We start from the raw sequence: 10,868 nt of genomic DNA, 5'->3' as shown, positions 1-10,868 counted from the left end.
GCCTACCCCGACCGGCCTCCGGCCTGCCCGCCTACCCCGACCGGCCTCCGGCCTGCCCGCCTAACGGACGGGCGTCGTCCCGGCCGGAACACTCGCCTCGACCGACGGATCCGGAACCGCAGCCCCGTGCCCACCGAAGTTGGGGCGCGCGTAGAAGAGCGTCGCGATCGCTCCGACCAGCAGGACCGCGGCCGGGAGGTACAGCGACTGGGCGAGCGCGGTGGCGAACGGTTCCGCCACCTGTGCCGGCACCCGGCCCGTGGACAGCTCGCCCGACGCGCCGGCCGCACCGGCGAACGGCACCTCGGCAGAGATGCGGGACTGCATCAGCACGCCGATACCCGCGCTGCCCAGCACAGACCCGGTCATGCGGGTGGTGTTGTAGACGCCGCTGCCCGCGCCGGCCTGCGACATCGGCAGGTTGCGGGTGGCCGTGGCACCGAGCGGAGACCAGATGAGCGCGTTGGCCACACCCATCAGTGCGATGGGCATGAGGAGCCGGACGATCGCCGTGGTCGGTGTCATCTCCATCGCGAGCCAGACGAGGGCGACGGTGAGCAGGGTCAGGCCGGTACCGGCGATGTAGCGCGGGTGCACGCGGTCCACCAGACGGCCGACGTTCGGCGCGAGCACGCCGGTGAGCACCGCCATGGGCACGAACAGCAGGGCCGAACGCGTGGGCGTCAGTCCGGTGACGCTCTGCGCGTAGAACATGATCGGCAGCATCATGCCCGTCATCGCGAAGCCCATGGCCGCGATGCCGATGTTGCTGAGCGAGAAGTTCCGGTCGCGGAACAACCCGAGCGGCACCAGAGGCTCGTTGCGGTTGCGCGACTGCCACACGATGAACGCGGCGAAGACGACCACGCCGACGGCGATGGAGGTCCAGATCCACCCGTTCCAGTCGTACTTCTGACCCTCCTGCAGACCGAAGACGATGAAGAACAGGCCGGCGGCGGACAGCACGACGCCGGGGATGTCGAACTTATGGTCGTTGGTGGGGAGCGTCGGCACGAACTTGACGGCCAGTGCGATGGCGACGACACCGACGGGGAGGTTGATGAAGAAGATCCACTCCCACCCGAACGCGTCGACCAGCACGCCACCGAGCAGCGGACCCACCAGGGTCGCGACGCCGGCGACCGCGCCCCAGGCGCCCATCGCGGCACCGCGCTTGTCCTTGGGGAAGATGCGGGTGATGACGGCCATGGTCTGCGGCGTGATCATCGCGGCGCCCAGGCCCTGCACGGCGCGCGCAGCGATGAGCATCTCGATCGACCCCGACACGCCACACCACAGCGAGGCGAGAGTGAAGACGACGAGCCCGCCGATGTAGAGGTTCTTCGGCCCGAACCGGTCGCCCAGACGGCCGGTCACGAGGAGCGGTACCGCGTACGCGAGCAGGTACGCACTGGTCACCCAGATGACGTTCGAGATGTCGGTCTGCAGACCCTCGAGGATCGCCGGCTGCGCGACGGCGACGATGGTGGTGTCCACGAGAATCATGAAGAAGCCGAGGCACAGGGTCCAGAGCGCGATCCAGGGGGACGCCTCCTTCACGGCCGGGCTGGTGGTGCTGGTCATCGGTGGTCCTGTCGTTCGGTGAGAATGCTGTCCAGCCAGGGGAGACGTCCGGAGTCGATGTCGTCGACGAAGGCCCGGAGCCAGGTGAGTTCGGCCTCGCGCAGGGCGAGGGTGTAGTCGAGGCCCACGGAGAAGAGCCGGGGAACGTGGCGATCGACGGCCATCGCATCGATGACGCGCATCTCGTCGAGATCCTTCTCCAGCAGAGCGATACGGGTACGGACGAGTGTCGCGACCTCCGGCCCGGGGAGGTTGTGCGACTCGGACAAGGCGAGGGTGAACTGCGAGTACTCGGGCGTGGGTTCCGCCAGGAGAGTACGCAGGGTGTCCGACAGAGCCGCCCGACCCGAGTCGGTCACCGAGTAGGTGGTGCGCTCGGGCCGATTACCTTCCCGTTCGGTGCCGACCGCCACGATCAGCTCACGCTCCGCCAGGCGGTCGACCGCGTGGTAGAGCGACCCCGGACGTACCTTGAGCAGTCGGTCGTCCTTGCGCTCGAGTAGGAGCTGATACATCTCGTACGGGTGCATCGGCCGCTCGAACAGGCACGCGAGCACGGCGATGGCCAGCGGTGTCACGCGTTCCATGTCGATCCCCTCGCCCGTCTATTCCGCTTGGAATATACGGCGCCGAGCATGGTCGCCACAAGCGGCGCTAGCGTGGACGGCGATGAACTCCCACCAGATCGACATCGTCCGTCTCGCCTGGGCGCGAGAACTGGGTCTTCCCGACGACGCCTCGCTCGACGACGCGGAGCGGTTGCACGTGGTCGACGACGACGCGACCCGCCTCACGTTCGTCGTCCTGGACGGCCACGCGGTCCTGGTCGGACCCGGCGACATCCTCGACCGCGCCGAGGCACTGGGCAACGACGTGCTCGCGACGCGGGACGGTCTCGCCGAGCTCGCGGGACAGCGCCGGGGTCGTTGCGGTGGACCACGGGTCCTCGCCTTCCTCGACGACAGTCGCGACGACGTGCGCGTCGAACACCCTCTGATCTCCCACGACGGGCACGATGTGGACCGCGTCCTCGCACTGGTGCCTCCCGACGACGCCACCGGGATCCGCGCGGTCGGCGTCGACTCGTGGTTCACGGTGTTCGACGACGCCGACGGTGAGGACGACGCTCTCCCCGCGGCCGCAGCCGGGTACGTCGAGTGGCGTGGCTTCCTCGCCGACACCGTCGCGGTCACCGTGCCGTCACGACGCCGGCGGGGGTACGGCTCGACCGCCGCACGGCTGGCCACGAACGAGGCCATCGACGCGGGACTCGTGCCGCAGTGGTCGGTGCCGATGGACAACGCGACCGCCCGGCTGTTCGGCCTCTCGCTCGGCTTCACCGAACTGGGAGTGCACATCGGGATGGAATTGACCGACCCCGGGTAAGTTACGACCATGAGCACCGACAGCGGTACCCCGTCCTACGTGGAGAAGGGCGGCTTCGACCGCGACACGAACTACATCGAGGACCGCATCACCGACGATCCGTCGTCGCGCTACCCGGTGGAGGCCGGTCGTTACCGCCTCGTCGTGGCCCGCGCCTGCCCGTGGGCCAACCGCGCCATCATCGTGCGTCGGCTCCTGGGTCTCGAGGACGCCATCTCGATGGGAGTGTGCGGACCGACCCACGACAAGCGGAGCTGGACCTTCGATCTCGATCCCGACGGCCTCGACCCGGTGCTGAAGATCCCACGTCTGCAGGACGCGTTTCTCGCGCGCTTCCCCGACTACCCACGCGGGATCACCGTGCCCGCCATGGTGGAGGTGTCGACGGGCGAGGTGGTCACCAACGACTACCCGCAGATGACGCTCGACTTCTCGACGGAGTGGACGCGGTACCACCGTGAGGGCGCACCCGACCTCTACCCGGAAGCGTTGCGCGGCGAGATCGACGAGGTGGCGGAACTGATCTTCCACGACGTCAACAACGGCGTCTACAAGTGCGGTTTCGCCGGCTCCCAGAGCGCGTACGAGAAGGCGTACGACGCTCTCTTCGCGAGACTGGACTGGCTGAGCGACCGCCTCGAGAACCAGCGATTCCTGGTGGGCGACACCATCACCGAAGCCGACGTCCGCCTGTTCACGACGCTGGCGCGGTTCGATCCCGTCTACCACGGCCACTTCAAGTGCAACCGGAGCAAGCTCTCCGAGATGCCGGTGCTGTGGGCCTACGCCCGAGACCTGTTCCAGACACCGGGATTCGGCGACACCACGGACTTCGTGCACATCAAGTCGCACTACTACGAGGTGCACACCGACATCAACCCGACCGGCATCGTGCCCAAGGGGCCGGACCTGTCGAGCTGGTTGAGCCCACACGGCCGGGAAGCGTTGGGCGGCAGGCCGTTCGGAGACGGCACTCCCCCGCCGCCGCCGAAGGAGTCGGAGCAGGTTCCGGCCGAGCACTGGGCCTGACGACCCGGACGGGTCGGAAGGATCTGCGTCAGGGACGCAGAGTGAGAATCCTCGGCCCGTCCTCGGTGACGGCGACCGTGTGCTCCCAGTGCGCGGATCGCGATCCGTCCGTGGTGACCACGGTCCAGTCGTCGTCCAACACGCGGGTCTCGTGGGTGCCCAGTGTCAGCATCGGCTCGATGGCGAGCGTCGACCCCACCACCAGCTCGGGGCCCTTGCCCGGCGCACCCTCGTTGGCGAGGAACGGCTCCATGTGCATCTCGCGGCCGATGCCGTGGCCGCCGTAGCCGTCGACGATGCCGTAGGTACGTCCGTGCGCCGCCGAGGCGGCCAGCGTGCCCTGCTCGATGGCGTGCGAGACGTCTGTCAGGCGGTTGCCCGGGAGCATCGCGGCGATACCGGCCTCCATGGACAACCGAGTGGCCTCGCTCAGCTGCTCGTCGGCCTCGATGACGGCACCGACACCGAACGTCCAGGCGGAGTCGCCGTGCCAGCCGTCGAGAATGGCGCCGCAGTCGATCGAGACGAGGTCGCCCTCGGCGAGCACGTCGGACGAGTTCGGGATGCCGTGCACGACGCGATCGTTGATCGAGCTGCAGATGCTGCCCGTGAAGCCGTGGTACCCGAGGAACGACGGCACCGCGCCGGCGGCGCGAATAACCGACTCGGCGACGGCGTCGAGTTCGAGCGTGGACACGCCGGGCTTCGCCGCGTCGCGCACTGCGACGAGGGCGGCGCCCACGACTGCCCCGGCCGCAGCCATGGCGTCGAGCTCACCGGCGCTGCGGAACGGGACCACCTTGCGCTTACGTCCGAAAGCCATGGGTCAGTCGTCGCCCTGGATCGCGTCGATGACCTTCTTGTTGACGTCCTCGACCTCGCCGACGGCGTCGACCGTCACGAGGCGACCGTGGCCCTTGTAGTACTCGAGCAGCGGAGCCGTCTCGTCGCGGTAGACCTTCATCCGATTCCGGATGACGCTCTCCTTGTCGTCCTCGCGCCCACGGGCGAGCATGCGCTCGACCACGACGTCCTCGTCGATGACGAAGGAGACGACGGCGTCGAGCGTCGTGCCCGCGTCCTCGAGGATGGAGGCGAGTGAGTCGGCCTGATCGGTCGATCGCGGGAAGCCGTCGAGGATGAAGCCGTTGGTGGCGTCGGGCTCGGCCAGACGGTCGCGCACCATGTCCACGGTCAGCGCACTCGGGACCAGGTCGCCCGCGTCGAGGTACTTCTTGGCCTCGATGCCCAGGGGCGTCTTCTGGCCGATGTTCGCGCGGAAGAGATCGCCCGTCGAGACGTGGGGAATTCCCAGCTTCTCCGACAGCAGCGTCGCCTGCGTACCTTTGCCTGCTCCGGGAGGACCGAGGAGGACGAGTCTCACTTGAGGAACCCTTCGTAGTTGCGCTGCATCAGCTGGCTTTCGATCTGCTTCACCGTGTCGAGTCCCACGCTCACCATGATGAGCACCGCGGTTCCGCCGAAGGGCAGGTTCTGGGCGCCACCGGAGTTACCGATGTCGAGGAACAGGTTGGGAAGCACAGCGATGGTGCCGAGGTAGATGGCACCGGGCAGCGTGATGCGACTGAGAACGAAATTGAGGTAGTCGGCCGTCGGACGTCCCGGCCTGATGCCCGGGATGAATCCGCCGTACTTCTTCATCTCGTCGGCACGTTCCTCGGGGTTGAACGTGATGGCGACGTAGAAGTAGGTGAAGAAGACGATGAGGCCGAAGTAGATCGCGATGTACACCGGGTTCGCCGGGTTCACCAGATACGTGTTGATGGCGCGTTGCCACCAACTCGGATCCGCCGCCGTGCTGGCATTGGTCAGCTGGGCGATGAGATTGGGGAGGTACAGCAGCGACGACGCGAAGATCACCGGGATGACACCGGCCTGGTTGACCTTCAGCGGCAGGTAGGTGGACGAACCGCCGTACATGCGGCGGCCGACCATGCGCTTGGCGTACTGCACCGGGATGCGGCGCTGGCCCTGCTCGACGAAGACGACGCCGATGATGATGGCGAGAGCGGCGAGGCAGACGAGCGCGAAGACGATGCCGCCGCGGCTGTCGAGAATCGACTTGCCCTCGGACGGGATGCGCGAGGCGATGCCGGCGAAGATGAGCAGCGACATGCCGTTGCCGACGCCGCGCTCGGTGATGAGCTCGCCGAACCACATGACCAGGGCAGCACCCGCGGTCATCACCAGCACGATGGTGACCAGTCCGAAGATGGACGAGTCCGCGATGATGTCGAGGTTGCAGCCCTGGAGCAGCTGCCCGCGCGAGGCGAGCGCAACGAGACCCGTGGCCTGCAGGATCGCCAGCGCGATGGAGAGATAGCGCGTGTACTGCGTCATCTTCGCCTGGCCGGCCTGGCCCTCCTTGCGGAGTTCCTCGAACCGCGGGATGACCACGGTGAGGAGCTGGACGATGATGCTCGCGGTGATGAAGGGCATGATGCCGATCGCGAACACGGACAGCTGCAGCAGAGCGCCGCCCGAGAACAGGTTGATCAGCGAGTAGATGCCGGCGGAGTCGCCACCCGACACCTGGTCGATGCACTGACGGACGTTGCCGTAGTCGACACCGGGCGACGGCAGCGTCGCGCCGAAGCGGTACAGAGCGATGAGGCCGAGAGTGAAGAGGATCTTCCGTCTCAGGTCAGGTGTCCTGAGGGCCGACACAAAGGCGGAAAGCAACGATCCTCCTGGACGGGGTGACTAACGAGGGAGATGGTCGGGGCGCACTGGCACCCCGTCGAACTCTAACAGCGCCGCGGAGTGCGCAGCCCGGGCCGAGCCGGACAACCCACTCACCGTGGCACCGAACGGCCGATGGCCGCAGCACGAGAGTCGTACCACGGCCATCGGTCCGTACTGCCGGAGGCCCGCTCACTCGTCGAGTGAGCGGGCCGCCGAACTCACAACTCGGTGACGGATCCGCCGGCTGCGTTGATCTTTTCCTTGGCACTGCCGGTGAACTTGTCGGCGGTGATGGACACCTTCACCGACAGGTCGCCGTCGCCCAGGATCTTGACGAGACGGTTCTTGCGCACCGCACCCTTGGCGACCAGATCGTCCTTGGAGATCTCGCCACCCTCGGGGAACAGTCGCTCGATGTCGACCAGGTTCACGACCTGGTACTCGACCCGGTTGCGGTTGGTGAAGCCCTTGAGCTTCGGCAGCCGCATGTGGATCGGCATCTGGCCACCCTCGAAGCCGGCCGGGACGTTCTTACGAGCGCCCGTGCCCTTGGTGCCACGACCTGCGGTCTTGCCGCGCTTTCCGCCTTCACCGCGACCGACGCGGATCTTCGCGCTTTTCGAACCCGGTGCGGGGCGAAGATGATGCAATTTGATGGTCACTTGGTGACCTCCTCAACGACGACGAGGTGACGCACCACGTTGATCAGCCCGCGGGTCTGCGGGGTGTCCTCGCGAATCACCGACTGGCGGATCTTCTTGAGGCCCAGCGTGCGAATGCTGTCACGCTGGTTCTTCTTCTGACCGATGGTGCTCTTGATCTGGGTCACTCTGAGGTCAGCCATGAGCTGCTCCTGCTGCTGCCTGGGCGCGAGCGCGCAGCATGCCGGCGGGAGCGACGTCCTCGATCGGCAGACCACGACGAGCCGCGACCTCTTCCGGACGCTGCAGGCTCTTGAGAGCCGCAACGGTGGCGTGCACGACGTTGATCGCGTTGTCGCTACCCAGCGACTTCGCGAGGATGTCGTGGACACCTGCACACTCGAGCACGGCACGCACCGCGCCACCGGCGATGACACCGGTACCGGGGCTTGCCGGGCGCAGCATGACCACACCGGCCGCAGCCTCACCCTGGACGGGGTGCGTGATCGTGCTACCGATCAGCGGGACGCGGAAGAAGCTCTTGCGAGCCTCCTCGACACCCTTCTGAATGGCGGCCGGAACTTCCTTGGCCTTGCCGTAGCCGACGCCGACCAGACCGTTGCCGTCTCCGACGATCACGAGGGCGGTGAAGCTGAAGCGACGACCACCCTTCACGACCTTGGAGACGCGGTTGATCGCGACGACGCGCTCGAGGTTGTTCTTCTCGGGAGCGTTGCCGCCCCGCGAGTCGCGACGGTCGCGACCTCCACGGTTGTCTCCGCCGCGGTTGTCACCTCCGCCTGCATTGGGTCCTGCGTTGGCTCCGGCGGGTCCGCTGCCGCCGTCACGCCGTTGACGTCCCGGCATCAGGCTGTCCTTCCGTTGGTGAGCTGAATCTTCGCTGCGTTGGTCATCAGAACGTCAGCCCGCCTTCGCGAGCTGCATCGGCGAGTGCCGCGATGCGTCCGGCGTAACCGTGGCCACCGCGGTCGAAGACCACTGCCTCGATGCCGGCCGCCTTGGCACGCTCGGCGATGAGAGCGCCGACCTTCGCGCCACGGGCCTTCTTGTCGCCCTCGGTCGCGCGCACATCGGCCTCGATGCTGGACGCGGACGCGAGAGTGCGGCCGGTCAGATCGTCGATCAGCTGTGCGTGCAGGTGACGCGAGGAACGGTTGACGACCAGACGGGGACGCTCGGCGGTTCCGGAGACCTTCTTGCGAAGACGGAAGTGGCGGCGCGTCTTGGACAGGCGACGACGCGTGGAGGCGTCCTTGCCCAGCGGGATGCGCTTCGGGTTCGCGTCGGAACCCTTCGTTGCTGCGGAGTTGCTCATCACTTACCTGTCTTTCCGACCTTGCGGCGGATCTGCTCACCCTCGTACCGAACGCCCTTGCCCTTGTACGGGTCGGGACGACGGAGACGACGGATGTTGGCAGAGATCTGGCCGACCTTCTGCTTGTCGATACCCGAGACCGAGAATCGGGTGGGCGTCTCGACCGCGAAGGTGATGCCGTCGGGCGCCGTGATCGGCACCGGGTGGCTGTAGCCGAGAGCGAACTCGAGGTCGCTGCCCTTCAGTGCCACGCGGTAGCCGACGCCGTGAATCTCCATCTTCGTGGTGTAACCGGTGGTCACACCCGTGATGAGGTTCGCGACGAGAGTGCGCGAGAGGCCGTGGAGCGAGCGGCTACGACGCTCGTCGTCCGGCCGGTTGACCGAGAGGGATCCGTCATCGTTCTTGGCGATGGTGATCGGCTCGGCGATGGTGAGACTCAAGGTGCCCTTGGGTCCCTTGACGGTGACATCCTGGCCGGCGATGGTGACATCGACTCCGGCGGGAACTGTCACAGGAAGCTTTCCGATACGCGACATAGTGGTGGCCTCCCTTACCAGACGTACGCGAGGACTTCGCCGCCGACGCCCTGATTGGCCGCCTGGCGATCGGTCAGCAGGCCGGTGGACGTGGAGATGATCGCCACGCCGAGGCCGCCGAGCACCTTGGGCAGATTGGTGGATTTTGCGTACACACGCAGTCCGGGCTTGGACACCCGACGCACACCGGCGAGGCTGCGCTCGCGGCTGGGGCCGTACTTGAGGTCGACGATGAGGGTCTTGCCCACCTCGGCGTCCTCGGTGCGGTACTCGGAGATGTAGCCCTCACGCTTGAGGATCTCGGCGATGTTCGCCTTGATCTTCGAGTGAGGCAGCTTCACCTGATCGTGGTACGCCGAATTGGCGTTGCGCAGACGCGTCAAGAAGTCTGCGATCGGGTCGGTCATGGTCATGACAGAGTTCATGGCCCTTTCTCGCAGCGGTTCCCATGCAGCACGTGCGAGCTGGTGCCCTGGTAGCAGGGCCTGACTCGTCCCGTCGTGGGCCTACAGCGAAGTGTTCTGTCCTGACCGACTGTTGCCGGTCAGGGGTTGCGCTCCTACCAGTGCAGACGTGAGCACTGGCGGGTGTTTCGAGCATCATGGCAAGAAACCTGAGTAGCTCGGGTCGTATGCAGGCATGACGGTACCCGGGCAACCGGTCAAGTGTAAGGGAGTGACCTGCGGGGACCAAATCGGTGCAGGTAGGGCGGGTGGTGCCGGTACTGCAGGGGTGCGCACACCGGTTCCGGTGGGCGGACACCCTCTGCAGCCTGCGGCAAGGGGTGTGCGCATCACGGAACGAGTGCGCGGCGGTGGTGTCGGCCGGGTGCGGCGTGAGGTGCCGGTGTGGCACTCGCCAGTGCCGCAGGGGGTGTGCACACAGGTTGCGATGGGCGAACACCCCCTCCGGCCTGCCGCAACAGGTGTGAGCCTCACGGGAGGTGTGCACGGTGCCCAGCGCCGGCCCGAACGGTTCACCGCGACATCGGTCGGGTTCAGCCGCGGAACCAAGTTCGGTGACCGATTGGTCCGTTTCGCTCCGCCATTCTCGTTCAGCCTTTTAGTGTCCATTCACAACGTTTATCGCGCACGACGAGTGATGGAGGACGATGTGAAGACCGGTGTACGCACATTCGGCAAGGTCGGAATGGTGGGAGCGGCAGCTGCTGCGGCGCTGTTGGCAGGGTCGGGAACGGCGTCGGCGGCGGTGCTCGCCGTCGTCGCGGTACCCACGCCCGGCGTCGAATCGATCAGCACGCTGGTGACCGTGACACCCGCTCTCGCCTTCACGGGCGCGGTGGACTGCACCGTCACCGCGACCGAAGTGGGTGACGAGACCAACACGGCGAGCGCCTCGGGCCCCGTCACGCCATTCCTGCCGATCGCTCCCGCCGTCGGCACCGTCGTCATCGACGGACTCGAGGCCGGGCTCTACAGCGTCGCGGTGAGCTGTGACGACGGCGGCACATCGGTCGACACGCTCGTCGACCTCCCCGTCACAGTGCTTCCGGAGGGCAGCCTCCCGCCCGTCGTCCCGCCTGTCGGTGGCGGTGGCTCTCTGCCGTTGGACATCTTCGAGAGCTGACGTTCGACGGCGCGAGCCCCGGTCCTCAGGGAGGTCCGGGGCTCGTCTCGTGGGCGGGTC

The 10,868-nt window shown here is 66.9% G+C and carries 14 protein-coding genes; 3 read left to right on the top strand and 11 right to left on the bottom strand.

Going from position 1 to position 10,868, the window contains the following annotated elements; genetic code table 11:
* Window positions 1-60 precede the first annotated feature (60 nt).
* Both QE397_RS02415 and QE397_RS02410 read right to left on the bottom strand, forming a co-directional pair.
* Window positions 61-1,584, bottom strand: coding sequence for an MFS transporter (locus QE397_RS02415; RefSeq protein WP_307091428.1), 1,524 nt, complete (start codon window positions 1,582-1,584; stop codon window positions 61-63).
* Window positions 1,581-2,171, bottom strand: a complete 591-nt coding sequence (locus QE397_RS02410; protein ID WP_056441868.1) for a PadR family transcriptional regulator — start codon at window positions 2,169-2,171, stop codon at window positions 1,581-1,583. Before QE397_RS02410 ends, QE397_RS02415 begins: the two co-directional genes overlap by 4 nt.
* A gap of 82 nt (window positions 2,172-2,253) precedes the next feature.
* Between QE397_RS02410 and QE397_RS02405 the strand changes: the two genes are divergently transcribed.
* The gene (locus QE397_RS02405) at window positions 2,254-2,970 is read left to right on the top strand and encodes a GNAT family N-acetyltransferase (protein WP_056441865.1); all 717 of its coding nucleotides are present in this window, start codon (window positions 2,254-2,256) and stop codon (window positions 2,968-2,970) included.
* Between the two features lie 9 nt (window positions 2,971-2,979).
* Window positions 2,980-3,999: a glutathione S-transferase family protein gene (locus QE397_RS02400; RefSeq protein WP_222631663.1), complete on the top strand. Its 1,020-nt coding sequence runs from the start codon at window positions 2,980-2,982 to the stop codon at window positions 3,997-3,999.
* 28 nt (window positions 4,000-4,027) lie between these two features.
* On the opposite strand, the gene map is transcribed toward QE397_RS02400, so the two are convergent.
* The 9 genes from map to rpsH all read right to left on the bottom strand — a co-directional run bounded on the left by map (window position 4,028) and on the right by rpsH (window position 9,634).
* Window positions 4,028-4,822 (bottom strand): type I methionyl aminopeptidase, encoded by a 795-nt coding sequence (gene map, locus QE397_RS02395; RefSeq protein WP_307091425.1) that lies wholly within the window; start codon window positions 4,820-4,822, stop codon window positions 4,028-4,030.
* A gap of 3 nt (window positions 4,823-4,825) precedes the next feature.
* Window positions 4,826-5,383, bottom strand: coding sequence for an adenylate kinase (locus QE397_RS02390; protein ID WP_204868926.1), 558 nt, complete (start codon window positions 5,381-5,383; stop codon window positions 4,826-4,828).
* Entirely contained in the window at window positions 5,380-6,702 is a 1,323-nt protein-coding gene (gene secY, locus QE397_RS02385) for a preprotein translocase subunit SecY (RefSeq protein WP_027504673.1), read from the bottom strand. Before secY ends, QE397_RS02390 begins: the two co-directional genes overlap by 4 nt.
* A gap of 221 nt (window positions 6,703-6,923) precedes the next feature.
* On the bottom strand, window positions 6,924-7,367 hold the full coding sequence (gene rplO, locus QE397_RS02380; protein ID WP_027504672.1) for a 50S ribosomal protein L15: 444 nt from the start codon (window positions 7,365-7,367) through the stop codon (window positions 6,924-6,926).
* The gene (gene rpmD / locus QE397_RS02375; protein ID WP_027504671.1) at window positions 7,364-7,549 is read right to left on the bottom strand and encodes a 50S ribosomal protein L30; all 186 of its coding nucleotides are present in this window, start codon (window positions 7,547-7,549) and stop codon (window positions 7,364-7,366) included. Before rpmD ends, rplO begins: the two co-directional genes overlap by 4 nt.
* Complete coding sequence (gene rpsE, locus QE397_RS02370) at window positions 7,542-8,213, bottom strand: 30S ribosomal protein S5 (protein ID WP_027504670.1); 672 nt, start codon at window positions 8,211-8,213, stop codon at window positions 7,542-7,544. Before rpsE ends, rpmD begins: the two co-directional genes overlap by 8 nt.
* A gap of 46 nt (window positions 8,214-8,259) precedes the next feature.
* Window positions 8,260-8,682, bottom strand: a complete 423-nt coding sequence (gene rplR / locus QE397_RS02365) for a 50S ribosomal protein L18 (RefSeq protein WP_037184745.1) — start codon at window positions 8,680-8,682, stop codon at window positions 8,260-8,262.
* Window positions 8,682-9,221 carry a 50S ribosomal protein L6 gene (gene rplF, locus QE397_RS02360; RefSeq protein WP_027504668.1) on the bottom strand — a complete coding sequence of 180 codons (540 nt, stop codon included), beginning with the start codon at window positions 9,219-9,221 and terminating at the stop codon, window positions 8,682-8,684. Before rplF ends, rplR begins: the two co-directional genes overlap by 1 nt.
* Before the next feature lie 14 nt (window positions 9,222-9,235).
* On the bottom strand, window positions 9,236-9,634 hold the full coding sequence (gene rpsH / locus QE397_RS02355; RefSeq protein WP_027504667.1) for a 30S ribosomal protein S8: 399 nt from the start codon (window positions 9,632-9,634) through the stop codon (window positions 9,236-9,238).
* A 688-nt stretch (window positions 9,635-10,322) separates the two neighbouring features.
* Between rpsH and QE397_RS02350 the strand changes: the two genes are divergently transcribed.
* Complete coding sequence (locus QE397_RS02350; protein WP_056441854.1) at window positions 10,323-10,808, top strand: hypothetical protein; 486 nt, start codon at window positions 10,323-10,325, stop codon at window positions 10,806-10,808.
* Window positions 10,809-10,868 lie beyond the last annotated feature (60 nt).

Origin of the sequence: Rhodococcus sp. SORGH_AS_0301, from assembly GCF_030818285.1 — a bacterium.
Lineage (GTDB): Bacteria > Actinomycetota > Actinomycetes > Mycobacteriales > Mycobacteriaceae > Rhodococcoides.
This window is presented reverse-complemented; position numbering and strand designations above follow the sequence as displayed.

Excerpts from the sequence above, each read along its gene's own strand:
- rpsE (WP_027504670.1), bottom strand. The coding sequence starts at position 8,213 with ATGCCGGGACGTCAACGGCGTGACGGCGGCAGCGGACCCGCCGGAGCC.
- rpmD (WP_027504671.1), bottom strand. The coding sequence starts at position 7,549 with ATGGCTGACCTCAGAGTGACCCAGATCAAGAGCACCATCGGTCAGAAG.
- QE397_RS02415 (WP_307091428.1), bottom strand. The coding sequence starts at position 1,584 with ATGACCAGCACCACCAGCCCGGCCGTGAAGGAGGCGTCCCCCTGGATC.
- QE397_RS02410 (WP_056441868.1), bottom strand. The coding sequence starts at position 2,171 with ATGGAACGCGTGACACCGCTGGCCATCGCCGTGCTCGCGTGCCTGTTC.
- QE397_RS02405 (WP_056441865.1), top strand. The coding sequence starts at position 2,254 with ATGAACTCCCACCAGATCGACATCGTCCGTCTCGCCTGGGCGCGAGAA.
- rplR (WP_037184745.1), bottom strand. The coding sequence starts at position 8,682 with ATGAGCAACTCCGCAGCAACGAAGGGTTCCGACGCGAACCCGAAGCGC.
- rplF (WP_027504668.1), bottom strand. The coding sequence starts at position 9,221 with ATGTCGCGTATCGGAAAGCTTCCTGTGACAGTTCCCGCCGGAGTCGAT.
- map (WP_307091425.1), bottom strand. The coding sequence starts at position 4,822 with ATGGCTTTCGGACGTAAGCGCAAGGTGGTCCCGTTCCGCAGCGCCGGT.
- QE397_RS02400 (WP_222631663.1), top strand. The coding sequence starts at position 2,980 with ATGAGCACCGACAGCGGTACCCCGTCCTACGTGGAGAAGGGCGGCTTC.
- QE397_RS02350 (WP_056441854.1), top strand. The coding sequence starts at position 10,323 with ATGGAGGACGATGTGAAGACCGGTGTACGCACATTCGGCAAGGTCGGA.
- rpsH (WP_027504667.1), bottom strand. The coding sequence starts at position 9,634 with ATGACCATGACCGACCCGATCGCAGACTTCTTGACGCGTCTGCGCAAC.